The 26,059-nt window shown below is 75.0% G+C and carries 13 protein-coding genes; 1 reads left to right on the forward strand and 12 read right to left on the reverse strand.

Translation table 11 applies throughout. From position 1 onward, the window contains the following. Positions 1–70: 70 nt before the first annotated feature. The 4 genes from glgB to OO57_RS15555 form a co-directional block, all read right to left on the reverse strand. Positions 71–2,533, reverse strand: coding sequence for a 1,4-alpha-glucan branching enzyme (gene glgB, locus OO57_RS15540; RefSeq protein WP_081973696.1), 2,463 nt, complete (start codon positions 2,531–2,533; stop codon positions 71–73). A gap of 200 nt (positions 2,534–2,733) precedes the next feature. Continuing rightward, the gene (locus OO57_RS15545; RefSeq protein WP_033253066.1) at positions 2,734–4,158 is read right to left on the reverse strand and encodes a maltokinase N-terminal cap-like domain-containing protein; all 1,425 of its coding nucleotides are present in this window, start codon (positions 4,156–4,158) and stop codon (positions 2,734–2,736) included. A 335-nt stretch (positions 4,159–4,493) separates the two neighbouring features. Further along, positions 4,494–6,212: a maltose alpha-D-glucosyltransferase gene (gene treS / locus OO57_RS15550; RefSeq protein WP_033253049.1), complete on the reverse strand. Its 1,719-nt coding sequence runs from the start codon at positions 6,210–6,212 to the stop codon at positions 4,494–4,496. Beyond that, positions 6,209–8,164 (reverse strand): alpha-1,4-glucan--maltose-1-phosphate maltosyltransferase, encoded by a 1,956-nt coding sequence (locus tag OO57_RS15555; RefSeq protein ID WP_033253067.1) that lies wholly within the window; start codon positions 8,162–8,164, stop codon positions 6,209–6,211. The genes treS and OO57_RS15555 overlap by 4 nt, the downstream gene beginning before the upstream one ends. Before the next feature lie 1,045 nt (positions 8,165–9,209). Here OO57_RS15555 and glgP point away from each other — a divergent pair. Then, positions 9,210–11,894 (forward strand): alpha-glucan family phosphorylase, encoded by a 2,685-nt coding sequence (gene glgP / locus OO57_RS15560; protein WP_033253050.1) that lies wholly within the window; start codon positions 9,210–9,212, stop codon positions 11,892–11,894. A 122-nt stretch (positions 11,895–12,016) separates the two neighbouring features. Here glgP and OO57_RS15565 read toward each other — a convergent pair whose 3' ends face one another. The 8 genes from OO57_RS15565 to OO57_RS15600 all read right to left on the reverse strand — a co-directional run bounded on the left by OO57_RS15565 (position 12,017) and on the right by OO57_RS15600 (position 25,887). After that, a complete protein-coding gene (locus OO57_RS15565; protein WP_033253051.1) occupies positions 12,017–13,774 on the reverse strand; it encodes an ABC transporter ATP-binding protein in 1,758 nt (585 codons plus the stop codon). Beyond that, complete coding sequence (locus OO57_RS15570) at positions 13,771–15,531, reverse strand: ABC transporter transmembrane domain-containing protein (RefSeq protein WP_033253052.1); 1,761 nt, start codon at positions 15,529–15,531, stop codon at positions 13,771–13,773. Before OO57_RS15570 ends, OO57_RS15565 begins: the two co-directional genes overlap by 4 nt. 113 nt (positions 15,532–15,644) lie before the next feature. Further along, on the reverse strand, positions 15,645–16,976 hold the full coding sequence (locus tag OO57_RS15575; protein WP_033253053.1) for a hypothetical protein: 1,332 nt from the start codon (positions 16,974–16,976) through the stop codon (positions 15,645–15,647). 116 nt (positions 16,977–17,092) lie between these two features. Then, on the reverse strand, positions 17,093–19,042 hold the full coding sequence (locus tag OO57_RS15580) for a discoidin domain-containing protein (RefSeq protein WP_033253054.1): 1,950 nt from the start codon (positions 19,040–19,042) through the stop codon (positions 17,093–17,095). Positions 19,043–19,194: 152 nt separating this feature from the next. Continuing rightward, positions 19,195–20,841: an allophanate hydrolase gene (locus tag OO57_RS15585; RefSeq protein WP_033253055.1), complete on the reverse strand. Its 1,647-nt coding sequence runs from the start codon at positions 20,839–20,841 to the stop codon at positions 19,195–19,197. Continuing rightward, entirely contained in the window at positions 20,838–24,410 is a 3,573-nt protein-coding gene (gene uca, locus OO57_RS15590; protein WP_033253056.1) for an urea carboxylase, read from the reverse strand. Before uca ends, OO57_RS15585 begins: the two co-directional genes overlap by 4 nt. Beyond that, positions 24,407–25,081: an urea amidolyase associated protein UAAP2 gene (locus OO57_RS15595; RefSeq protein ID WP_033253057.1), complete on the reverse strand. Its 675-nt coding sequence runs from the start codon at positions 25,079–25,081 to the stop codon at positions 24,407–24,409. Before OO57_RS15595 ends, uca begins: the two co-directional genes overlap by 4 nt. Next, on the reverse strand, positions 25,078–25,887 hold the full coding sequence (locus OO57_RS15600; protein WP_033253058.1) for an urea amidolyase associated protein UAAP1: 810 nt from the start codon (positions 25,885–25,887) through the stop codon (positions 25,078–25,080). The genes OO57_RS15595 and OO57_RS15600 overlap by 4 nt, the downstream gene beginning before the upstream one ends. Positions 25,888–26,059: the final 172 nt, after the last annotated feature.

A 26,059-nucleotide genomic window follows, 5' to 3' on the forward strand; every position in this document is an offset into this window, starting at 1 on the left:
GCACCGCGGCTGCCGCCGCACGGGGTCGGCGGCGGCAGCCGCGGGCGGTGCCCGGCGGGCCGGACGGAGCTCAGCGGGCCGGGCGGAGCCAGACGGTGGCCAGCGGGGGGAGGACGAGTTCGGCCGAGCGCGGCTGGGCGTTCCACTCCTCGGGCTCGGACTTCACCGGGCTGGAGTTGGCCACGCCGCTGCCGCCGTACTGCTCGGCGTCGGTGTTCAGCGCCTCCTCCCACAGCTGCTCGGCGCCCTCCAGCCGGGGCAGGCCGACCCGGAAGCCGTGCCGCACCACCGGGGAGAAGTTGCAGACGGCGACCAGCGGGCTGCCGTCGGCCGCGAACCGGACGAAGGACAGCACGTTGTCCTCGGCCGCGCCGCCGTCCAGCCAGGCGAAACCGGCCGGGACGGTGTCCTGCTCGTACAGCGCCGGGGTCGCCCGGTAGACGTGGTTCAGGTCGCCGACCAGGCGCTGCACGCCGCGGTGGTCGCCGTGCGCGGGCCAGCCCTCGTCCAGCACCCACCACTGCGGGCCGTTCTCGTGGTCCCACTCCGCGCCCTGGGCGAACTCCTGCCCCATGAACAGGAGTTGCTTGCCCGGGTGGGCCCACATGAAGCCCAGGTAGGCGCGGTGATTGGCGCGCTGCTGCCACCAGTCGCCGGGCATCTTGGAGACCAGCGCCTGCTTGCCGTGCACCACCTCGTCGTGCGAGATCGGCAGGATGTAGTTCTCCGAGTAGGCGTACACCATCGAGAAGGTCATCTCGTTGTGGTGGTACTTGCGGTGCACCGGCTCCTTGGCGATGTACACCAGCGAGTCGTGCATCCAGCCCATGTTCCACTTCAGGCCGAAGCCCAGGCCGCCGCTGTCGGTCGGCCGGGTGACGCCGTCCCAGGCGGTGGACTCCTCGGCGACCGTCAGCACGCCCGGGCAGCGCCGGTAGACGGTGGCGTTCATCTCCTGGAGGAAGGAGGCCGCGTCCAGGTTCTCCCGGCCGCCGTACTGGTTGGGCGTCCAGGCGCCGCCCTCGCGGGAGTAGTCGAGGTAGAGCATCGAGGCGACCGCGTCCACCCGCAGGCCGTCGACGTGGAACTCCTCGCACCAGTACACCGCGTTGGCGACCAGGAAGTTGCGCACCTCGGTGCGCCCGTAGTCGAACTCCAGCGTCCCCCAGTCCGGGTGCTCGGCGCGCAGCGGGTCGGCCGGCTCGTACAGCGGCTCGCCGTCGAACCGGGCCAGCGCGAAGTCGTCCTTCGGGAAGTGCGCGGGCACCCAGTCGACCAGCACGCCGATGCCGTGCCGGTGCAGGGCGTCGACCAGGAAGCGGAAGTCGTCGGGGGTGCCGAGCCGGGCCGTCGGGGCGTAGAAGCCGGACACCTGGTAGCCCCAGGAGCCGCCGAACGGGTGCTCCATCACCGGCATGAACTCGACGTGCGTGAAGCCGAGTTCGTTCAGGTAGCCGGGCAGCACCTCGGCGATCTCCCGGTACGAGGTCAGCTCCGGCCGCCAGGAGGCGAGGTGCAGCTCGTAGACCGACAGCGGGGCGCGGTGGTGCACGGCGCGGGCGCGCCGCTCCATCCACTCGGCGTCCTGCCACACGTGCCGGGAGGCCGTCACCATCGAGGCGGTGTCCGGCGGGCACTGGGTGGCCCGGGCCAGCGGGTCGGCCTTCTCCAGCCGCTGCCCCTGCCGGGTGAGGATCTGGTACTTGTAGCGCTCGCCCTCGCCGACCTCCGGCAGGAACACCTCCCACACGCCCGAGGAGCCCAGCGAGCGCATCGGGTGCGCGGTGCCGTCCCAGTGGTTGAACGAGCCGATCACCCGCACCCCGACCGCGTTCGGCGCCCACACCGCGAACGCGGTGCCGGGCACCCCGTCGACCGTGCGCAGGTGCGAGCCCAGCGCCTCCCACAGCTGCTCGTGCCGGCCCTCCCGGATCAGGTGCAGGTCCAGCTCGCCCAGCGTCGGCGCGAACCGGTAGCCGTCCTCCTGCACCAGCGGCTCGCCGCCCGGGTACGTCACCCGCAGGGTGTAGCGCGGGAAGCGCTGCCCCGTCAGCAGGCCGGTGAACAGGCCGCCCTGCTGGTGCGTCAGCTCCGCCGGGCCCAGCTCGGTCTCCACCACCACCCGCTCCGCGAACGGCCGCAGCACCCGGATCGCGGTGCCGGCCGGCAGTTCGTGCGCGCCCAGCAGCGCGTGCGGGTCGTGGTGCGCGCCGGACACCAGCCGCTCCACCTCGGCGGGCGGCAGCGGGGCCTCCGGCAGCCGCAGCGCGCCCCGGGGGCCCGCCGGCCGGGCCGCGGCCGGAGCGGCGCCCGCCGCCCCCGCCCGGGCGGCCGGCTTCGCCGCGGGAGCCTTCGCCGGGGCCTTCGCGGGAGCCTTGGCCGGGGCCTTCGCGGGGGCCTTCGCGGCGGACTTCGCAGCGGACTTCGCAGCGGGCCGCCCGGCGGTGGCCTTGCTGCGCGGGCCGCTGCGGAACGTGGCCGGGACGGCCGGTTGGCGGTCGGCGGACGGGTCGAGCGGACCGAGCGGGGTCACGGCGGAATCCTCCAGGATCGGGGTGCCTTGCGCGGGGACGCGGGGGAACTGGCCTGCGGAAAACGGGAGTCGGGGAGGCGAAGAAGGTCGGGCGGTGCCGGGCGGCGCGGGGGAGCGGGACCGGCGGGCGGTGGCGGTGCGGGCGGTGCGGGGGGAACGCGGTTCGCCCGGCCGCCCCCGCGGGGGCGGCCGGGCGCGGGTCAGACGGTGTCGGCGAGGCGGTTGATCGCGGCGAGCGGGATCGGCAGCCAGCTCGGCCGGTGCCGGGCCTCGTACACCACCTCGTACACCGCCTTGTCGATCTCCAGCGCGCGCATCAGCTCCGGCGTCCCGGCCGGGTCGAGGCCGCCGCCCGCGGTGTAGCCCGCGCAGTACGCGGCCCGGTTGCGGGCGGCCCAGGCGGCGGCGAGCTGGGCGAGCTCCGGGTCCTGGCCGGGGGCGCCGGCCAGCAGGTGGGCGGCGGCGTAGTCGAAGGAGCGGAGCATCGCGGCGACGTCCCGCAGCGCGGGCTGCGGGAGGCGGCGCTCGGCCAGCGGCTTGGCGGGCTCGCCCTCGAAGTCCAGCAGCACCCAGCCCTGCGGGGTGCGCATCGCCTGGCCCAGGTGCAGGTCGCCGTGGATGCGCTGGACCTGCAGCCCGTCCAGGTGGGCGGCGGTCAGCTGCTGGAACGCGGCGCGCAGCGCCGGGCGGTAGCGCATCAGGCCGGGGACGGCGGTGACCGCGGAGTCCAGCCGGTCGGCCATCGCCCCGGCCAGCTCGGCGGTCCGGGCCCGGTCCAGCCGGGCGGTGGGCATGGTGCGGGCCAGCACCCGGTGCACCTCGGCGGTGGCCCGGCCGAGCCGGTGCGCCTCGATCGCGAAGTTGCCGGGCGAGGGGTCGCCCTTGAGCCGGGCGACCTGGTCGAGGGCGAGCTCCCAGCCGTCCTCGGCGTCCGCCAGGTAGCGCTGCAGCAGCCCCAGGGTGGCGGGCTCGGAGCGCTCCAGCCGGCACTCGAACCAGGCGGCGACCCGGGGGATGCGGGTCGAGCCGGCCCGGGACAGCGCCAGCGAGAGCTCCAGGTCGGGGTTGGTGCCCGGGCTGATCCGGCGGAACAGCTTCAGGATGAACGCGGTGTCGTAGATCACCGAGGAGTTGGACTGCTCGGCGGTGCACGCCCGCCCCGGCAGGTTGCCCGGCAGGCCCGGGCCGGGGGTGCGGCGGAAGGAGAGCGAGCCGAAGCGGTCGCCGGTGGCCAGGTGCTCCAGCAGGCGGCCGGTCAGCTCGGGGTCGTGCACCGCGTCGTACAGCGTCGCGCCGTCGTAGGTGCCGCCCTCCAACCGTCCCAGCACCGCCATCGGGCCGACCGACGCGGGCTGCTCCGAGCGGATGCCCAGCAGCAGCTGGTAGACGTCCCCCGGCCCGGCGGTGGCGCCGCCGTGCTCGACCCGCAGCAGCAGGTGCAGCAGGGCGGGGTCGCCGACCTGCAGCGGGGTGCCGACCACCGGGGTGAGCGCGGCGATCGGCCGGCCCTTCCCGGCGTACCAGCGCTGGGTGGGCAGCCACTCGGCGATCAGCGGCAGCGCCGCCTGGACCAGCTCGCTGACTCCGGCGGCGGTTCTCCGGACCCCCGGTGCGCGCGTGCCCACCGGCCCGGTGGCGGTGTCGGAGGGCTCACGGTGCACGTGGGCTTGAGAACGGGAGGGTTCGGACATGACTCCCTTTCCCCGGAAGCGGGCGGCTGCCCGACGAATCGTGGCCGGGCCCAGCAGTCTTCCGGATTTCGGCGGCGCGGCGGCGACGGCACGCGAGCAGCGGCTCGGTGTCACGCCTTCGTGTGGGTGGCCGTTGGGCTGTTCTCCGTACGCGGTGGTGCGAAGACCCCCGGGGGCGCACGAGTGCTTCTCGCGCGCCCGCGGAGGGTGACGTCCCGTTCGGGGCCTGAGGGATCGTTACTTCGTGGACGTGCTGACGGCTCCGGCCGCTACCGCGACCCGGACGGCTTCGTCCGGTCCTGGCGCAGCTGGAACCAGTAGAACCCGTGGCCGGCCAGCGTCAGCAGGTACGGCCACTCGCCGATGGTGGGGAAGCGCACGCCGCCGATCAGCTCGACCGGGTAGCGCCCCCCGTACTGCCGCAGGTCCAGTTCGGTCGGCTGCGCGAACCGCGAGAAGTTGTTCACGCACATGACCAGGTCGCCCTCGTACTCGCGCACGAAGGCCAGCACCGCGGGGTTGCTGGAGGGCAACTCGGTGTAGCTGCCGAGGCCGAACGCGGGATTGAGCTTGCGGATCTCGATCATGCGACGCGTCCAGTGCAGCAGCGAACTCGAACTGCTCTGCTGCGCTTCGACGTTGGTCACCTGAAAGCCGTACACCGGATCCATGATGGGCGGCAGACTGAGCCTGCCCGGGTCGGCGGACGAGAAACCCGCATTGCGGTCCGGCGTCCACTGCATCGGGGTGCGGACGCCGTCCCGGTCGCCGAGCCAGATGTTGTCGCCCATGCCGATCTCGTCGCCGTAGTACAGCACCGGCGAACCGGGCAGCGAGAGCAGCAGCGCGGTGAACAGCTCGACCTGGTTGCGGTCGTTCTCCAGCAGCGGGGACAGGCGGCGGCGGATGCCCACGTTGGCCCGCATCCGCGGGTCCTTCGCGTACTCCGCGTACATGTAGTCGCGCTCCTCGTCGGTGACCATCTCCAGGGTCAGCTCGTCGTGGTTGCGCAGGAAGATGCCCCACTGGCAGCCCGAGGGGATCTCCGGGGTCTTCGCCAGGATCTCGGAGACCGGGTAGCGGGACTCCCGGCGGACCGCCATGAAGATCCGCGGCATCACCGGGAAGTGGAACGCCATGTGGCACTCGTCGCCGCCGGAGCCGAAGTCGCCGAAGTAGTCGACCACGTCCTCCGGCCACTGGTTGGCCTCGGCCAGCAGCACGGTGTCCGGGTAGTTGGCGTCGATCTCCTTGCGGACCCGCCGCAGGAAGTCGTGGGTCTCCGGCAGGTTCTCGCAGTTGGTGCCCTCGCGGGCGTACAGGTACGGCACCGCGTCGAGGCGGAAGCCGTCGATGCCGAGGTCCAGCCAGAACTTCAGCGCGGCCATCACCTCCTCCTGCACCTGCGGGTTGTCGTAGTTCAGGTCCGGCTGGTGGCTGAAGAAGCGGTGCCAGTAGTACTGCTTGCGGACCGGGTCGAACGTCCAGTTGGAGGACTCGGTGTCGACGAAGATGATCCGGGCGTCCGGGTACTGCTTGTCGTCGTCGGCCCACATGTAGAAGTCGCCGTACGGCCCGTCCGGGTCGTTGCGGGAGGCCTGGAACCACGCGTGCTGGTCGCTGGTGTGGTTCACCACGAAGTCGATGATCACCCGCATGCCGCGGGCGTGGGCCGCGTCGACGAACTCCACGAAGTCGGCCAGGTTGCCGAACTCGGGGAGCACCGACTGGTAGTCCGAGACGTCGTAACCGCCGTCCCGCAGAGGGGAGTTCATGAACGGGGGGAGCCAGAGGCAGTCCACACCCAGCCACTGGAGGTAGTCGAGCCGCGAGGTGAGCCCCTTGAGGTCACCGACGCCGTCGCCGTTGCTGTCCTGGAACGAGCGCACCAGCACTTCGTAGAAGACCGCGCGTTTGAACCACTCGGGGTCGCGGTCCCGGGCGGGGGTGTCGGCGAAGGTGTCGGGGACGGGCTCGTTGACTGTCACTGCGGGTTCCTCCGAACCGTGAGGAGGTGGGCCGGCCCGGAAGAGGGATCGAGCCGGACGTAGTTGTGACGGCCCCAGGCGTACGTCGCGCCGGTCAGCTCGTCGTGCACCGTCAGCGGCCCCGGCGCGTCGAGCGTCACGGTGGCCTCCTGGACGTGGTGCGGGTCCAGGTTGACGACGCAGATCACGTGGTCCTCCAGGCCGTCCTCGGTGACGGCGGTCTTGGAGAACGCGAGGATCCGCTCGTTGTCGACGGGGTGGAAGCGCAGGTCCCGCAGCTGCTGCAGCGCGGGGTGCCGGCGGCGCAGCCGGTTCAGGGCGGTCAGCAGCGGCGCGAGCGAGTCCTGCCGGGACCAGTCGCGCGGGCGCAGCTCGTACTTCTCCGAGTGCAGGTACTCCTCCGAGCCGGGCGCCGCCGCCTCGTTCTCGAACAGCTCGAAGCCCGCGTACACCCCGAAGGTCGGCGAGAGCGTCGCCGCCAGCACGGCGCGCACCGCGAACGCGGCCGGGCCGCCGTGCTGCAGGTACTCGGGCAGGATGTCCGGGGTGTTGGCGAAGAAGTTCGGCCGCATGTAGGCGGCCGCCTCGCCGGTCAGCTCGGTCAGGTACTCGGTCAGCTCGGCCTTGGTGTCGCGCCAGGTGAAGTACGTGTAGGACTGGTGGAAGCCGATCTTGCCCAGGGTGTGCATCATCGCCGGGCGGGTGAACGCCTCCGCCAGGAACAGCACGTCCGGGTCGGTGCGGGCGATGTCCGCGAGCACCTTCTCCCAGAAGTTCACCGGCTTTGTGTGCGGGTTGTCGACCCGGAAGATCCGCACCCCGCGGCCCATCCAGAACCGCAGGATCCGCACCGTCTCGCGGACGATCCCGTCGAAGTCCTGGTCGAAGTTGACCGGGTAGATGTCCTGGTACTTCTTCGGCGGGTTCTCGGCGTACGCGATGGTGCCGTCCGCGCGGTGGCTGAACCACTCCGGGTGCTTCTGCACCCACGGGTGGTCCGGCGAGCACTGCAGCGCGAAGTCGAGGGCGATCTCCAGGCCCAGCGCCGCGGCCTCGGCGACGAAGTGGTCGAAGTCCTCCAGGGTGCCCAGGTCCGGGTGGACGGCGTCGTGGCCGCCCTCCGGGGAGCCGATCGCCCACGGCGAGCCGACGTCCCGCGGGCCGGCCGTCAGCGCGTTGTCCGGGCCCTTGCGGTGGGCCCGGCCGATCGGGTGGACCGGCGGCAGGTACACCACGTCGAAGCCCATCGCGGCCACCGCGGGCAGCCGCTCGGCGGCCGTCCGGAAGGTGCCCGACACCGGCGGCTCGACGCCCGACGGGTCGACCACCGCGCCCTCCGAGCGCGGGAAGAACTCGTACCAGGAGCCGAACAGCGCCCGCTTGCGGTCCACCTGCAGCGGCTGCGGGCGGGTCGCCGAGACCAGCTCGCGCAGCGGGTGGCGGGCCAGCAGCGCCGTCACCTCCGGGTCCAGCGCCGCCGCGTAGCGGCTCAGCGGCGGCAGGCCGGTGTCGCGCAGCGCGTCCACGGCCGCCAGCACCTGGGCCCGGCCGTCCTTCTTCGGCACCCCGGCGGCGGCGCGCTCCAGCAGCTGGGCGCCCTCCTCCAGCACCAGCGCGGTGTCGATCCCGGCCGGGAGCTTCACCGCCGCGTGCTTCCTCCAGGTCGCCACCGGGTCGGACCACGCCTCCACCAGGTACGACCAGCGGCCCGGCGCGGTCGGCGTGACGTGCGCCCCCCAGCGGTCGCTGCCCTCGGACAGCTCGTGCATCGGCGTCCACGGGCCGGAGCGGCCGCGCGGGTCGCGCAGCACCACGTTGGCGCCGACCGCGTCGTGGCCCTCGCGGAACACCGTCGCGGAGACCAGGAAGCGCTCCCCCTCCACGGCCTTGGCCGGGCGCCGACCGGCGTCGACGAGCGGGTTCACGTCAAGCACGGGGATGCGGCCGATCACGGTGTCGCTCTCTGTCGTCTTGCGGGTGGGACGGGCGGCGGCACGCCGGGCAGCCGGGCGCGCGGGGGTCGCGGAGGGCTCGGAGGCCGCGGAGGGCTCGGCGGAGGCCGCGGCGGCGGTCTTGCGCGCCGGTCTGCGGGCGGCGGGCTTCGCGGTGACCGCCCCGGCCGCGGCGTCGGCGGCGGCGTCGGCGGCGTCGGTGGTGGACCTGACGGTGGTGGTGGTCCGTTTCGCGGCGGCCTTGCGGGGGGTGCCCGCGGCGCGCTTCACGGCCGGGTCGGCGGCCTTCCGGCGGGCCGCGCCGGTGCGCGGGGCCGGTACCGGCGGTTCGCCGGCCGACGGGGCCTGTGCGTGGGTGTCTGGTGCGTCGTCCGTCGGCACCGTGGACTGGTCCCGCGTGTCGCCGTGCATGCCAATGCTCCTGCCCGAGATCGGCGGCAGCTCCCGCGGCAGCGGCGCCGAGGGAGTACCGGGAGGACTACTTGGGTGAGGAAGGACGTGCGACCGGAGCCTGCCCGTGCCGACGGCCCCGGCAACCCCGCCCAACCGGTCGCGGCCGCGCGCCGAGTCGGACGCACGTGTCCCGGCGCGCGTCGCTCGGTGCACGCCCCCCACGTGACCCAATCCACCGGAAAACGACCGGGCAGGGAACAAGGACACGCGAAGACGCGGCGACTGGGGCCGAATGGGCTAAGGAAAGTGAGGGTTCGTCGAACAAGACATGCAGCAGCCGAGACAGCAGGGGGCGACCACCCGATCGCGCACCAGCGGCACTCACGACCTTGTTGCATCCTCGCACCACCGGCAAGGGCTACGTGCCGGTAGGCGCGCGGTTTCGGCCGGTATGCCACCGTGGGACGGACACCCGAAACACCTTCGTCCCCAGAAGTTCACACCTGACGGCGCGTCTTTTCCCAGCGTGCGCCCCCTGCGCGCCCCGATTTGCCACCACGCGCCCGGAACGATCTGAACACTGCTCCGAACGGGTGTGCCGCCCGCCAGTTGACGCCCCTTCAGGCGTACGGTCGGGTCTACGCTCCATGGCGTGAAGGCAATCCGCAGGTTCACCGTCCGCACCGTCCTGCCCGAACAGCTGCAGCCCCTCCACGAGCTCGCGCTGAACCTCCGCTGGTCCTGGCACCCCGAGACGCGGGAGCTGTTCCGCTCCGTCGACCCGGACGTCTGGGCCGCCGTCGGAGAGGACCCGGTCCGACTGCTCGGCGAAGTCCCCGCGACCAGACTCGCCGCGCTCGCCGCGGACAGGCGCTTCCTGCGCCGCCTCGGCGACCTGTCCGACGAACTGCGCGACTACCTCACCGGCCCGCGCTGGTACCAGGGCGCGAGCGACCCCGCCGACCCCGACGGCGCCCTGCCCGCCGCCATCGCCTACTTCTCGCCCGAGTACGGCATCGCCGCCGCCCTCCCGCAGTACTCCGGCGGCCTCGGCATCCTGGCCGGCGACCACCTCAAGGCCGCCTCCGACCTCGGCGTCCCGATCATCGGCGTCGGCCTGTTCTACCGGCACGGCTACTTCCGGCAGTCCCTCGACCGGGACGGCTGGCAGCAGGAGCGCTACCCCCTGCTCGACCCCGACGCGCTCGCCGTCACCCTGCTCCGCGAGGAGGACGGCACCCCCTGCCGGATCGACCTCGCCCTGCCCGGTGGCCGCACCCTCGCCGCCCAGGTCTGGCGCGCCCAGGTCGGCCGCGTCCCGCTGCTGCTGCTCGACTCCGACGTCGAGGCCAACGCCCCCGCCGAGCGCGACGTCACCGACCGCCTCTACGGCGGCGGCAGCGAGCACCGGCTGATGCAGGAGATACTGCTGGGCATCGGCGGCGTCCGCGCCGTCCGCACCTACTGCCGGCTCACCGGCCACCCCGCGCCCGAGGTCTTCCACACCAACGAGGGCCACGCCGGCTTCCTCGGCCTGGAGCGGATCGGCGAACTCGTCGCCGCCCACCCCGGGCTCGGCTTCGCCGACGCCCTGGAGGCCGTCCGGGCGGGCACCGTGTTCACCACCCACACGCCCGTCCCGGCCGGGATCGACCGCTTCGACCGCGAGCTGGTCGCCCGGCACTTCGGCGGCGACGCGGCGCTGCCCGGCGTCCCCGTCGACCAGGTGCTCGCCCTCGGCGCGGAGAGCTGGGGCGGCGGCGACCCCAAGCTGTTCAACATGGCCGCGATGGGCCTGCGGCTCGCCCAGCGCGCCAACGGCGTCTCCACCCTGCACGGCGCCGTCAGCCGGGAGATGTTCCGCGGCCTGTGGCCCGGCTTCGACGCGCCCGAGGTCCCGATCACCTCGATCACCAACGGCGTGCACGCCCCCACCTGGATCGACCCCGCCGTCGTCCGGCTCGGCGCCACCGAGATCGGCCAGGAGCGCGCCGAGAACGCGATGGCCGTCGGCACCACCGGCCAGTGGACCGGCCTGGAGCGGATCGGCAACGCCGAGGTCTGGGAGCTGCGCCGCACGCTGCGCGCCCAGCTGGTGGACGAGGCCCGCGTCCGACTGCGCGCCTCCTGGCGCCAACGCGGCGCCGGAGAAGCCGAGTTGGGCTGGACGGGCGCCGTCCTCGACCCCGACGTGCTGACCATCGGCTTCGCCCGCCGCGTCCCCTCGTACAAGCGGCTGACCCTGATGCTGCGCAACCCCGCCCGGCTGCGCGCGCTGCTGCTGCACCCCGAGCGGCCGGTGCAGATCGTCATCGCGGGCAAGGCCCACCCCGCCGACGACGGCGGGAAGCGGCTGATCCAGAAGCTGGTCGCCTTCGCCGACGACCCCGCGGTGCGGCACCGGATCGTCTTCCTGCCGGACTACGACATGGCGATGGCCAAGACGCTCTACCCCGGCTGCGACGTCTGGCTGAACAACCCGCTGCGCCCGCTGGAGGCCTGCGGCACCTCCGGGATGAAGGCCGCGCTGAACGGCTGCCTCAACCTGTCGATCCTCGACGGGTGGTGGGACGAGTGGTACGACGGCCAGAACGGCTGGGCCATCCCCACCGCCGACGGCAGCACCGGCGAGGGCGTCCTCGACCCGGAGAGCAAGGAGGCCGAGCGGCGCGACGACATCGAGGCCGCCGCGCTCTACGACCTGATCGAGCACCAGGTCGCCGCCCGGTTCTACGACCGCGGCGCGGACGGCCTCCCGCACCGCTGGATCTCCATGGTCCGGCACACCCTGGTCACCCTCGGCCCCAAGGTGCTGGCCGGGCGGATGGTCCGCGAGTACGTCGAGCGGCTGTACGCCCCCGCCGCCGCGGCCGAGCGCCGGCTGGCGGGCGCGGACGGCGACTACGCGGCCGCGCGCGACCTCGCGGGCTGGAAGGCGGGCGTCCGGGAGGCCTGGTCCGCGGTGCGGGTCGAGCACGTCGAGGCCGACGGGGCGGGCGAGGCCCAGGAGCTCGGCGCGACCCTCGCCCTGCGCGTCCAGGTCAACCTCGGGCGGCTCCGGCCGGAGGACGTCGAGGTGCAGGTCGTCTCCGGCCGGGTCGACGGGAGCGACCGGATCTCCGAGGCCACCACCCTCGCGCTCAAGCCCGCGGGCGGCGGCACCGACCTCGACGGCCGGATCCGCTACGAGGGGCACCTCGAACTCTCCCGCACCGGCCCCTTCGGCTACACCGTCCGCGTCCTGCCCACCCACCCGAGGCTCGCCTCGGTCGCCGAGCTGGGCCTGCTGGCCGCCCCCGCGGAGACCGGCGGGATGGACGCGGGCGTGCTCAGGTAGCCGTCCGGCGGCGGTGCGGCGGGGCCCGGGGCGGTGGGTCGCTCCGGGCCCCGCCGTCGTGCTGCGTCGTGCCGTCGTGCCGTCGTGCCGTCGTGCCGTCGTGCCGTCGTGCCGTCGCGGCGTCAGGCCGTGCGCCAGGTGTGCCAGAGGGCGGCGTACGGCCCCCCGGCGGCGAGCAGGTCCTCGTGCGGGCCCAGCGCGGTCAGGCGGCCCCGGTCCAGGACGGCGACGCGGTCGGCGTCGTGGGCGGTGTGCAGGCGGTGGGCGATCGCGATCACGGTGCGGCCGGTGAGGGCCGCGGCGAGGGCGCGCTCGGTGTGGCGGGCGGTGGCCGGGTCGAGCAGGGCGGTGGCCTCGTCCAGGACCAGGGTGTGCGGGTCGGCGAGGATGACCCGGGCGAGGGCGAGCTGCTGGGCCCGGGCGCCGTCCAGGCGGGTCGCGGCCGGGCCGAGGTCGGTGTCGAGGCCGTCCGGGAGGTCGTGCTGCCAGCCGACCGCGTCGAGGGCGGCGGTCAGCGCGGCGTCGTCGGCCCCGGGGGCGGCGATCTCCAGGTTGTCGCGCAGCGTGCCGAGGAACACGTGGTGCTCCTGGGTGACCAGGACGACCTGGCGGCGCAGCCGCTCCGGCGAGAGCTCGGCGAGCGGGACGCCGCCGACCGTGACGGCCCCGGTGCGGGGGCGCTCGACGCCCGCCAGCAGGCGGCCCAGGGTGGTCTTGCCGGAGCCGGAGGGGCCGACCACGGCGAGGCGCTCGCCCGGGGTCAGGTCGAGGTCCAGGCCGTGCAGGACGTCCGGCCCGTCCGGGTAGGCGTAGCGGACGCCGGACACCCGGATCCGGTCGTCGGCGGGCTCGTGCTCCCCGGCGTGCTCCCCGGTGCGGGCCTGGGCGGGGACTGGGGCGTGGACGGGGGCGGGGGCCAGGCCCTCGACCCGGGCGTACGCGGCGGTGCTGCTCTGCAGGCCCTCCAGCAGGACGACCACGGTGTCCAGCGGGTCCGTGATGCGCTGCAGGTACAGCGCGGTGGAGACGGCGGCGCCCAGGGACACGGTGCCGTGCGCGACCAGGACGGCGCCCAGCGGGAGGACCAGCGCGGCCGGGACGGTGTACGAGAGGTTGATGGCGGCGAAGAAGCGCAGCCGCAGGTGCAGGGTGCGCAGCCTGGTCCGGCGGGCCCCGGCGACGGCCGCCCGCCCGGCGGCCAGGCGCTGCGCGCCCAGGCCGAGGGCGTCCACCGTGCGGGCGCCGCCCGCGGTCGCGGACAGGGTCTCGGCCAGGCCCGCGGTCGCGGCCCGGTCGGCGAGGTAGGCCGGGCGGGAGCGGCGCAGGTACCAGCGGGAGCCGAGCGCGATGCCGAGGACGCCGAGCAGGCCGCAACTGCCCAGCAGCGGGCTGACGGTGAGGATCGCGCCGAGGATGAACAGGATCTGCGCGCAGGCGACCAGCAGCTCGGGCGCGGCGTCCCGCAGGGTCTCGCCGACGGCGGTGGAGTCGGCGGTGCCGCGGGCGGTGAGGTCGCCCGTCCCGGCCCGCTCGGCGGTGCCCGCGGGCAGCGCGAGGACCCGGTCGAGCAGCTGCTCGCGGACCTTGGCGGCGGAGCGCTCGCCGAACCGGTGCGCCAGGTAGCGGGCCTGACGGCTCAGCAGGACCTGGACGAGGGCGCAGCCGAGCAGCAGCAGGCCGAACCGGTCGACGTCGCCGGTGGTGGCCCCGTCGGCGACCCGGTCGATGATCCGGCCCAGCAGCCAGGGCCCGGCCAGGCCGAGCAGGGCGGCCGCGGCGTTGAGGGCCAGCACGGCGGCGAAGGCCCGGCCGTCGGACCGGACCAGGGCGACGGCGGCCCGCCGGACCTGGCGGGGGGAGGCGATCGGCAGGGTGCTCAACTGGCTTCCTCGGCGGGGGTCTCGGAGCGGGCGTCGGCGTCGCGGGTGACCAGGGTGCGGTAGCCGGGGTGGGAGCGGAGGAGCTCGCGGTGGGTGCCGGTGGCGGCGACCTTGCCGTCGACCAGGTAGTGGACGGTGTCGGCCCGGTCGAGCAGCAGCGGGGAGGTGGAGGTGAGCAGGGTGGTGCGGCCGGTGCGGGCGGCGCGCAGGCCGGCGGCCATCGCGGCCTCGGTGTGGGCGTCGACCGCGGAGGTGGGTTCGACGGCCAGCAGCACCTCGGGGTCGGCGGTCAGGGCGCGGGCCAGGCGCAGGCGCTGGCGCTGGCCGCCGGAGAGGGTGCGGCCGTCGGCGGCGAGCGGGGCGTCCAGGCCGCCGGGCAGGGCGTCGTGGACGTCGCGGGCGGCGGCGGCGTCGATCGCGGCGAGCAGGGCCGCGTCGTCGGCGCCGGTGCGGCCGCGGACGGTCTCGCGCAGGGTGCCCGCGAACAGGGCGGCCTCGTTCTCGGCCAGGGTGATCCGGTCGCGGACGGCGGTCAGCGGCAGGTCGGTGAGCGGGACGCCGTCCCACTCGGCGGCGGGCCCGGCCGGTCCGGTGCCGGGGCGGGTCGCGGCGTCGAGCCGGGCGAGGCGTTCGGCGACGGCGGCGCTCTCGGCCGGGCGGGCGGAGGCGAGCACCGTGAGGGCACCCGGGGCGAGCCGGACGCCGGACCCGGGGTCGGTCAGCTCGGCCTGCCCGGGCGGGGGCGCGGCGGTGCCGGGGTCGGCCGCGGGGGCGAGCGAGAGGAAGTCGACGACCCGGCGGGCGCAGACCAGGGCGCGGCCGATGTCCTGGGTGTTCTCCAGCAGGAAGTAGACCGGGGCGACCAGCACGGCCGTGTACCCGAAGACCGCGGCGAGCTGGCCGGGCGTCAGCTCCCCGGCGACGGCCAGGCGGGCGCCGAGCCAGGTCACGGCGGCGAGCAGCAGGACGGGCAGCCCGGCGCCGAGCGCCTGGATCCAGCTGGTGACGGCGCCGACCCGGTAGCCCGCGGCCCGCAGCCGCTGGGAGTCGTCCCGGTAGCGGGCCGCGTACACGTCCTTGCCGCCGAGGCCGTTCAGCACCCGCAGCCCGCCCGCCAGGTCCTCGAAGCGGGCGGTCAGGCGGGCCTGGTGGTCGCGGTAGGCGTCCTCGGCGCGCTGCTGGCGGGAGAGCAGCGGGCGCAGGGCCAGGCCGAGCAGCGGCAGGCCGAGCAGGACGACCGCGGCCAGCAGCGGGGAGAGGGTGAGCAGGACCGCGGCGATCGTCAGGTAGCAGACCACCGCGCCGACGCCGGGCCCGATGAAGGTCAGCGCCAGGGACATCCGGACCACGTCGGAGATGCCGATGGTGACCACCTCGCCCGCGGTCACCTGCCGGGGCAGCTCCGCGCCCAGGCGGGTGCTGTGCCGCAGCACCACGGCGACGGTGCGGAAGGTGGCGTCGTTGCGGACCAGCGTCATCACGCGGTGCCGGTGCCAGGCGAGCAGCAGGTTGAGCAGGCCGAAGGCGAGCATCGCGGCGGCCCAGCCGAGGACCGGGCCGGTCCGGCCGGCGCGCAGGCCGTCGTCCACGGCGCGGGAGAGCAGGTAGGGCTGGACGGTCAGTCCGAGCATCCACGCGGTGCCGAAGAAGGTGCCGGCCAGCGAACGGCGGAGCTGGCTGGTGGCCAGCCAGCCCAGGTAGCGCAGCGGGCTGCGGACGTCTGGTTCGCCGGGATCGCCGGCGGTCGGGTCGTTCACGGAGCGAGCGTAGCGGCGGGCTCCGGGGCGGCTCGAACGAATTCGGGGCCGGTGGGAGGGAGGGGCGGCGGACGGGGTGCGGGCCCCGGCGGGTGCCGGGGCCCGCCGGGGCGTCAGTTGACGGCGAAGTAGTAGTTGCCGTGGCTGAGCTCGGTGCCGTCCTTGGTGGTCGCGTAGGACTCCAGCACGTACCAGTCGCCGTACTGCGGGGTCCAGCTGATGTCGGCCTCGCCGTGCGGACCGGCCGGGACGGTGGTCCACTCCGCGGACCAGCCGAAGCGGTAGGTGTAGCTCGCGATCTGGGCGTCCTTGATCTTCGGGGCGAAGTGGAACGTGCCGGGGGTGCCGGCCGCGCCGCCGTAGTTCTCCTCCGGGAAGTCCGCGGAGGTGACCGTCGGGGTGGTGTCGATCCCCTCGGACCAGCTGGCCCGGCTGCTCATCCAGCCGTTGGCGCTGGTGGAGGTGACCTCCAGGCTGTCGCCCCGGGGGCTCTTCAGGGCCAGGGTGAGCTCGGCGGTGCCGTCCGGGTCGGCCGGGACGGTGGTCGTCTCGTACGTCGTCGTGTTGGTCACCGTGTAGCTGACCACCGGGGAGACGGCCTGCACGCCCGCGTCCGGGGTGAGCCGGAAGGTGGCGGGCTTGCCGAACATCGGCGAGTGGGAGGTCTTGGTGACGGTCGGCGAGGTCCGGAGGATCAGCAGCCAGTAGTCGCTGGGGAGGGAGGAGTTGCCGGCCCGGTCCACGTTCTGGACCCGGAACAGGGTTGTGCCCTCGGTGCCGGCCGGCGGGACCAGGTCGACGGTGGCCGAGCCGCCGGGGGCGTCCGCCTGGACGGTGCCCGACTGGCCGGTCAGCCAGGTGTACCGGAAGGCGACCACGTCGGCCGTACCGTTCGCGGTGAAGGTGAACCGCACCGGGCTGCCGCCGGCGGTCCACTGGTTCTCCGGGTAGTTGGACGAGGTGACGGTGGGCTTGGTGGCCGGGGCGGTGTTGTCGGCCGTCAGGTAGCAGGCGGCCGACCAGTCGGAGGCCGCGCCGGTGGCCGGGTCGACGGTGCGGGCCTGCCAGCCGTAGCCCTGGCCGTCGGCGACGTGCGGCAGGTAGGTGGTGGTGGGCGAATCCGGCCAGGCGCCGTGGCGGACGAGGGTGTTGACCTGCGCCGGGTCGGCGGTCGGCCAGTACGCGAACTCCTCGTCCAACTGCCGCACCGACGGGTCGCTGTGGTGCGTGGTGCCCGAGACCGAGGGGCCGCCGTAGGGGCTGTCGTGCAGCACGGCCGGGTCGGCCGGGTCGGTGGCGCAGGGGCGGCCGCCGTTCAGCAGATCGGTCGGCGTGAGCGGGGTGCCGGTGACCGCCCCCGCGGTGCCGGGGACGAGCAGGGTCAGGGCGACGGCGGAGGCCGCCGTCAGGCCGGCGCGCAGGCGCCGGGCCGGGGTGTGCGTCATGGATTCCCCTCCGGAAGGCCCGGGCTGACGTGCGGTGTGCCCGGGCACCGGGGAGCGTAGCGCATACGATCGACCGGCCGGAGCGAATAATTCCGCTCGCGGGGAGCGGTGCTGGACTACGAGGCGTACACCTGGAGTTCGGCGACCTGGCCGGCCGGCCAGCCGGTGTTGGCGGTGAAGACCAGGCGGAGGTGGCGGGTGCTGGAGCCGGTCGGGAGGGTGAGGGTCGCGCTGTTGCCGGTGGCCGGGTCGAAGACGTAGCCGGTGGGGGCCAGCAGGCGGGTGAAGGCCGTGCCGTCGGTGCTGCCCTGCACCTCGACGGTCTGGGTGCGGGCGGCCCAGGCGGCGGCGGGCGGGACGGACAGGACGATCCGGCGCACCGGCAGGGTGGAGCCGAGGTCGGTCCGCAGCCACTGCGGGAAGGCGTTGTTGGCGCTCTCCCAGTAGCTGTTCGGGTCGCCGTCCACCGCGTTGCCGGAGCCGTAGGCCTGGGTGTGGCTGCTCTCCGCGGTGGGCCGGTGCAGCGCCAGGTTGCCGGTGGGGACGGTGGCGGGGGAGGTGGTCGCGGTGACCTGGGCGGAGGCGGGGGAGAGGTTGCCCGCCGCGTCCAGGGCCCGGACGGTGAAGCCGTACGCGGTCGCGGGGGAGAGGCCGGTGACGGTGGCCGAGGTGGCGGTGGTGGTGGCCGCGACCGCGTCGCCGAGCAGGACCCGGTAGCCGGTGACGCCGACGTTGTCGACCGCGGCGTTCCAGGCCAGCGAGACCGCGGTGTCGCTCTGCCCCGTCACCCGCAGGCCGCCCGGCGCGCTCGGGGCGGTGGTGTCCGGCGCGGTCGGGAACGGCTGGGTCGGGCGGGCCGCCGTCACGGGCAGCTGGCCCTTGAGCATCCGGCCGCCGTCGCCGGTCAGCCGCAGGTAGTAGTCCGAGGAGCAGGCGGTGCCGTCCTCGTCCAGCGCCAGGAACCCGGACCCGGCGGGCACCCAGGCCTGGGACTCGGAGGTCTTGGCGATCTGGTTGCCCTCGTTGTACTCGTCGAACATCGAGACGTACGCGGACGCGACCCCGGCCCGGGCCATGTTGTAGAACTGCCGCCACATGAAGTCGCCGTGCGCCCGCTGCCGGTCGCCGACCCCGCCGGGCAGCACGCACGGCTGGTAGTCGATGCCGTGCGCGGCGCACTCCGCCAGGTCCGGGACGGTCGCCACGTTGTAGAAGTTGTCGGCGTCCGCCGCGCTGCCGATCCGGCCGACCAGCCAGGGCGAGAGCATGTCGAAGGAGTGGTAGACGTCCGAGAACCCGGCCCGGGAGTCCCGGTCGCCGGTGCGCCACCAGGTCGGCACCCCGCCGATCACGTAACAGCCCTGCGCCTTGAACCAGTCGAGCACGTCCTGGCACTGGGCCGGGGTGAACGGGCGCTGGTTGTCGTTGAAGCCGAAGCCCCAGATGCACACCACCGGCTTCCCGTTCTGCCGGGCGTACGCGGGCGAGGCGGTGTGGGCGCGCATCCTGTCCGTCCAGTCGGACTTGATCTCCGACTGCATGCCCGTCCAGTCCGAGACGTCGTACATGACGTAGAACTTGACGCCCTGCGACTCCGCCGCGCTGCGCACCTTGGCCGCCATCGCGTCCCGGGTCGGGCCCTCGCCGCCGGTCGGGTTGAAGCGCTGCAGGGCGGCGGTGTCGATGCCGTACTGCTTCATCCAGCGGAAGTGCAGGTCGACGGTGGACTGGTCGTAGGAGGAGAACAGCGCGGCCTGCTGACCGTTGTTCAGGTTCGCGAAGGCGGTGGCGTACGTCCGCGGGTACTCGCGGACGTCCGGCCAGGCGACGATCGCGCTGTTCGCGGGGGAGGGGGCGGCGCCCCAGTTGCGGGCCCAGTGCCACCAGCCGTTGATCGGGGCGCCGTCGCCCGGGCAGGCGAACCAGCCCTGGTAGCCGACCGTCACCTTGCCGACCACGTCCCCCGCCGGGCTCGCGGCGTGCGCCGCGCCCTCGCCGAGGCCCACCGCACCGAGCGCGCCGGCCGCGGCCGCCGCCTGTAGGAACACCCGTCGCGATACCACCATGCCGTTGCCTCCGCCCGGTTGACCGACACCTTGTCAGGTCCTCGACCCAACGGACCGGGAGCGTAACGGCGTTGACACCTAGCGGCAATATGTTGGACGGCTATTGCAAAAAATGGATAGCAAGATTGAAAGAGTTCGACTTACGGGGGTGGTCAGGGGCGCCCGGCCAGGTGGGCGACCCAACCGCCGGACGCCGTGACGTCCACCGCGCCCGCCAGCGCGGCCGGTTCGCACAGGAAGCCCGGCGCGGTCGAGCCGTCCGCCAGCCGGACCGGGCCCAGCACCATCGGCTGCGGCAGCGCGGCCAGCAGCGCGCCCAGCCCGGCGGCGGGCAGCTCCCAGAGCTCGCCCGCCAGGGCCGCCCCGCCCGCCGCCACCCGGACCAGGCCCGGCTTGGGCGGGGCGGTGTCCAGCGCGTACATCCGGTACTCCGGGGCGGTGCGCACCCCGGCGGCGAACCGGCCGCCCAGCGCGGTGAGTTGGCCGTTCAGCGGCTGGCCGGTCAGGTGCGCGCCGAAGACCGCCAGCCGCACCGGCGGCGCGGTCAGCAGCCGGGCCAGCGCAGCCAGCCGCTCCTCGGTCCGGGGCGGGCCGACCAGCATCACGCCGAACGGCAGGCCGCCGACCGTGCCCGCCGGGACGGCGAGCGCGCACAGACCCAGCAGGTTCGCCGAGTTGGTGAACCGGCCCAGCCGGGCGTTGGCGCCCACCGGGTCGGCCGCCACCTCGGCGAAGGTCGGGTGCCAGGTGGTGGTGGGCAGCAGCAGGGCGTCCGCGTCGCCGAGGCCGGCCAGCGCCGCGGCCCGCAGCCGCTCCAGCTCGGCCCGGTCGGCGAACAGCCGGTGCGCGGGCACCCGCCCGGCCGCCCGGACGATGTCCGCCACCACCCCGTCCAGGCCCGGGTCGCCCCGCTCGGCCGCCGCGTCCACGAAGGCGCCCACCGCGGCGTACCGCTCGGCCACGAAGGCGCCCCCGTACAGCAGCGCCGCCGCCGCGTCGAACGGCGCCAGGTCCAGGTCGCGCAGCTCGGCGCCCGCCGCCGCCAGCCGGCCGGCCGCCGCCGCGTGCGCCGCCGCCCAGCCGTCCGCGAGGACGCCCAGCCGGGCGGCGGCCGGGACGGCGACCCGCCACGGGCCCGGGCGGCGGCCCGGGGCGGCCGGGGCCGGATCGGCCAGCAGCCGCAGCGCGGCCTGGGCCTCGTCGACCGTCCGGGCGAACACCGAGACGCAGTCCAGGCTCGCGCAGGCCGGGACCACGCCGTCGGTCGGCACCAGGCCCGGGGTCGGCTTCAGGCCCACCACGCCGTTCAGCGCGGCCGGGACCCGGCCCGAGCCCGCCGTGTCGGTGCCCAGCGCCAGGTCCACCAGGCCCAGCGCCACCGCCACCGCCGAACCCGAACTGGAGCCGCCCGAGATCCGCCCCGGGTCGACCGCGTTGCGGACCGCGCCGTACGGGCTGCGGGTGCCGACCAGGCCGGTGGCGAACTGGTCCAGGTTGGTGGTGCCCAGCACCACCGCGCCCGCCGACCGCAGCCGGGCCACCGCCGGGGCGTCCCGCTCCGGCAGGTACCCGTACGAGGGGCAGCCCGCCGTGGTCGGCAGGCCCGCCACGTCGATGTTGCCCTTCACCGCGCAGACCGTGCCCGCCAGCGGCAGCCGCCCGCCCGCCGCGACCCGGGCGTCCACCCCGGCCGCCTCGGCCTCGGCCTCCGCCTGCGGGCGCAGGCCGATCCACACCTCCGGCCGGTCGACCGCGGCGATCCGCGCGTACGCCCGGCGCACCCGCTCCACGGCGCTCACGCGGGAGCCCCCAGCACCACCAGCGGGCTGCCCGCCTGCACCTGGTCGCCCGAGCCGACCAGCAGCTCGGCGACCACGCCGTCCCGGTCCGAGAACACCGCGGACTCCATCTTCATCGCCTCCAGTGCCATCAACCGCTGCCCCTTGCGCACCCGTTCGCCCGGCGCCACGTCCACCTTCCACACGCAGGCGGTGAACTCGGCCTCCACCACGCCGCCGCCCGGCGGCACCTCCACCGCGCGCGGCGCGGCCGGCGCCGCACCGGCCGCCCGGTCGGCCCGGTCGAACTCGCCGGACTCCTCCCAGGCCCGCCGCTCCGCCGCGAACGCCGCCGCCTGCACCGCCCGGAACTCCCCGATCGGACCGGCCTGCCCGGCCAGGAAGCGCAGGTGCTCGGCGAGCGCGAACTCGCCCTCCTCGATCCGGAGTTCGAACCGGCCCGCGGCCATGTCGGCGCGCAGCTCCAGCAGCTCCTCCGCCGACACCGGGTACCAGCGGATCCGGTCGAAGAACCGCAGCAGCCACGGCACGCCCGGGGCGAACGGCCCGCGCTGCTGCCAGCCCGACCACATCTGCACCGTCCGCCCGACGAACTGGTAGCCGCCCGGGCCCTCCATGCCGTACACGCACAGGTAGGCGCCGCCGATGCCGACCGAGTTCTCCGCCGTCCACGTCCGGGCCGGGTTGTACTTGGTGGTGACCAGCCGGTGCCGCGGATCCAGCGGGGTCGCCACCGGCGCGCCCAGGTAGACGTCGCCCAGGCCCAGCACCAGGTACTCGGCGTCGAAGACCGTCCGGTGCACCTCGTCCACCGAGGCCAGGCCGTTGATCCGGCGGATGAACTCGATGTTCCACGGGCACCACGGCGCGTCGTCGCGCACCCCCGCCACGTACCGCTCGATCGCCTCCCGGGTCGCCGGGTCGTCCCAGGACAGCGGCAGGTGCACCGTCCGGCTGGGCACCACCAGCTGCTCGGCGGGCGGCAGCTGCTGCTCCAACTCGCGGACGAGGGAGAGGAGTTCGGCGACCGGGAGGACGTCCGGATCCACGTGCACCTGGAGCGAGCGGATGCCCGGTGTCAGGTCGACCACGCCCGCCGGGCGCCGGGCGGCGACCAGCTCCGCCAGCGCGTGCACCCGCATCCGCAGCGCCAGGTCCAGCTGCATCGGCCCGTACTCGACCAGCAGGTTGTCGTCCCCGCTGCGCCGGTACGTCACCGACGGGCGGCCCGGGCCCTCCGGCAGGCGGTCCAGCACGCCGCCGTCCAGCACCGCCGGGCGCGAGGCCGACGGCACGGCGGCCGGGGTGCGGCGCAGCGCCGCCGCGTCGTCGGCGGCCACCGGCACGAAGCGGACGGTGTCGCCCGGGCGCAGCTGCCCCAGCTTCCAGCGTTGCCCGGAGACCACCGTTGCCGGGCAGACGAACCCGCCCAGCGACGGCCCGTCCGGCCCCAGCAGCACCGGCATGTCGCCGGTGTAGTCGACCGCGCCGACCGCGTACGGGGTGTCGTGGATGTTCGACGGGTGCAGGCCCGCCTCGCCGCCGTCCCGGCGCGCCCAGGCGGGCTTCGGGCCGACCAGGCGCACCCCGGTGCGGGCGCTGTTGAAGTGCACCGACCAGTCGGCGGCGTAGAACTCGGCGACGTCCTGCTCGGTGAAGAACTCCGGGGCGGCGTGCGGCCCCTCGACCGCGGGCAGCAGCCAGGCGGAGGTGAACTCCGGGCGGTCGGCGACCGGGCCCGTGCCCGGGCCGAGCGGGCCGGTGCCGCCGTGCAGCACGTCCCCCGTGCGCAGCGCCCGGCCGCCGTGGCCGCCGAAGCCGCCCAGCGTGAACGTCGCCGCGCTGCCCAGGAACGCCGGGACGTCCAGGCCGCCCGCCACCAGCAGGTAGCAGCGCAGGCCCGGGCCGGGCGGCGCCGGGACGTCCAGCAGCCCGCCCGCCGGGACGAGCACCGGCTCCCACTGCGGCACCGGCGCGCCGTCCACCGTCACCGCCGTCGGCGCGCCGCTCACGCACACCCAGGTCGGGGCGGTGAACCGCAGCGCCGGGCCGAGCAGCGTGCACTCCAGGCCGGGCGCGCCCTCCGGGTTGCCCAGCGCCCGGTTGCCGAGCCGGAACGACAGGTCGTCCATCGGCCCGCACGGCGGCACCCCGACGTGCCAGTAGCCGGTGCGGCCCGGCCAGTCCTGCACCGTGGTCTGGGTGCCCGCCCGGACCACCTCGATCCGCGGCGTCGGGTCCGCCACGTGCGCCAGCGTCCCCGTGTGGTGGGCGGCCGCGGCGACCTCGGGCACCGCCGGGACGGCCCGCAGCAGGCCCAGGTTGGTCTCGACGCCGTGGATCCGGGTCTCCGCCAGGGCCTTCGTGAGCCGCTCCAGCGCGTCGGCGCGGTCCGCGCCGTGCACGACCACCTTCGCCAGCATCGGGTCGTACGCGGTGGTCACCTCGGTGCCGGTCTCCACCCAGGTGTCCACCCGGACGTCCGGCGGGAAGGCCACCTCGGTCAGCAGGCCCGCGCTCGGCCGGTGGTCGCGCGACGGGTCCTCGGCGTACACCCGGGCCTCCACCGCGTGCCCGCGCGGCGGGCCGACCTCGCGCACCACGTCGCGCTCGCCCCGGGCCAGGCGCAGCATCCACTCGACCAGGTCGACCCCGTACACCGCCTCGGTGACCGGGTGCTCCACCTGCAGCCGGGTGTTGACCTCCAGGAAGTACGCCTCCTCGCGCGCCGCGTCGTACACGTACTCCACGGTGCCCGCCGAGCGGTAGCCCACCGAGGCGCACAACTGCCGCGCCGAGTCGGCCAGTTCGCGGCGGACGCGGTCGGGCAGGGCGGGCGCCGGGGCCTCCTCCAGCACCTTCTGGTTGCGGCGCTGCAGCGAGCAGTCCCGGTCGCCGAGGGCCACCACCCGGCCGGCGCCGTCGCCGAACACCTGCACCTCCACGTGCCGGGCCCGCTCCACCAGCCGCTCCAGGAACACCCCCGCGGTGGCGAAGTTCGCGGCCGCCACCCGCTGCACGCCCTCCCAGGCGTCGGCCAGCTGTGCCGCGTCCCGGCAGGCCCGCATGCCGATGCCGCCGCCCCCGCCGGTGGCCTTCAGCATCACCGGGTACCCCACCCGCTCCGCCGCGGCCAGCGCCGCGGGCAGGTCCGCCAGCAGGCCGGTGCCCGGCAGCAGCGGTACCCCCGCCGCCTCGGCCGCCGCCCGCGCCGTGTGCTTGGCGCCGAACACCTCCAGCTGGGCCGGGGTCGGGCCGACGAAGGCCAGGCCCGCCGCCTCCACCCGGCGGGCGAACGCCGCGTCCTCCGAGAGGAACCCGTACCCCGGGTGGACCGCGCCCGCCCCGCCCTCCAGCGCGGCCGCCAGCACCAGGTCCGCCCGCAGGTAGCTGTCCTTCGCCGCGGCCGGGCCCAGCCGCACCGCCCGGTCGGCCATCCGCACGTGCGGGGCCGAGCGGTCCGGGTCGGAGAACACCGCGACGGTGGACAGGCCGATCCGGCGGGCGGTGCGGACGATCCGGGCGGCGATCTCGCCCCGGTTGGCGACCAGCAGGGTGTCGAAGCTCATCGCGGGCCGTCCTCGGTGGTTCCGGCGGGTTCGGTGGTTCCGGCGCGCCCGGTGACCGTCATCCGCACCGGGGTCGGGTCGAAGCCGTTGCACGGGTTGTTGACCTGCGGGCAGTTCGACACCAGCACCAGCACGTCCGCCTCGGCCCGCAGCACCACCCGCAGGCCCGGGGCGGAGCGGCCGTCCACGATGCCCAGCGTGCCGTCCGCCTCCACCGGCACGTTCATGTACCAGTTGATGTTGGACACCAGGTCGCGCTTGCCCAGCCCGTGCCGGGCCCCCTCGGCCAGGAAGTTCTCCACGCAGGCGTGCTGCGACCAGGTGTGGTGGCCGTAGCGCAGCGTGTTCGACTCCTTCGAGCAGGCGCCCGCGATCGTGTCGTGCCGCCCGCAGTCGTCCGCCACCACCGTCATCAGCGGGGTGTGCTCGTTCGACATCAGCACGGTGCCGGTGGTCACGAAGACGTTGCCGGACGCCTGCAGGGTGTCGGCGGCGCTGTAGCGCACCGCGGTGTCGTGCGCGTCGTACAGCAGGCAGTCGACGGCCTGGTTGCCGTGCAGGTCGGTGACGGTCAGGAACTGCCCGCGGCGGACCACGGCGGACCAGGCGGCGCGGGCGGGGACGACCTCGTCGAGGACGACGGTCTCCGGCGGGGCGGTGGTGGTGGTCATCGGGCCCCCTGGGCGGCGGTGTTGAGGTGGGCGCGGTGGCGCTCGGGCGTGGCGTCCCAGTGCGGGTCGCCGGGGGCGGTCACGGCGCCCGGGGCGACGGTGACCTGCAGCGGGGTGCAGTGCCAGGCCGGACGCGGGTCCAGCGGGTGGGCGGTGTTGGCCAGCAGGAGGGTGGTGCGCTGCTCCAGCCGCAGCACCACCTCGGCCCCCGGGCCGGCCGAACCGGTGGGGCGCAGCGAACCGTCCGCCTCCACCGTGACGCCGCGGAAGAACGAGACCGGGGCGGGCAGGTCGCGCGGTGCCAGCCCCTGCTTGGCGGCGGCCAGCACCAGCAGCTCGCGCCCCGCCGGGGACGGGCCGTGCGCCGAACCGTCCCCGTAGCGGGCGCGGTTGCGGGCCGCGGTCGACGCGCCCGCGAGGGCGTCGTGCCGACCGGAGGTGTCCGCGACCAGGGTGGCCAGCACCCGGCCCTGGTCCGAGAGCAGCTGGCTGCCGAGCCGCAGGTGGGCGTTCCACTGCACCTTCACGGTGTCCGCCGGGTTCAGCCGCTCCCAGGGGCGGCCGGTCACGAACAGCAGCAGGTGCGCGCAGGCGTCCCCGTCCCGGTCGGTCAGCGTCACGTGCGCGCCCGCCGGGAGGACCAGCTGGGTGCAGCCGCCGCCCGCGACGGTCTCCGACCACAGGGTGCCCGCGGGCGGCGGCAGTTGCGGCATGCAGTCCACGACCGTGCCCGCCTGGGACCTGGCGTGGGCGCGGGCGGCCGTGGTGGTGGCGGTGCCGGCCTCGGCGTGGTGGATTTCTGTCATGCGACAGAAATTAGGGAGGGGCGGATTCGGCGTCATTGCCCGTGTGTCACACCGGAGTTACCGTCCCCTCACGCCGGGGGCGGGGGTGGCGGGGAGGGTGAAGGCCGCGGGGCGGCGGGAGGGGGAGGGGGCGAGGGAAGGGCGGAGAGGGGAAGGGCGGAGAGCGGAAGGC

The sequence above is a fragment of the Kitasatospora phosalacinea genome (genome assembly GCF_000717185.1).
GTDB lineage: Bacteria > Actinomycetota > Actinomycetes > Streptomycetales > Streptomycetaceae > Kitasatospora > Kitasatospora phosalacinea_A.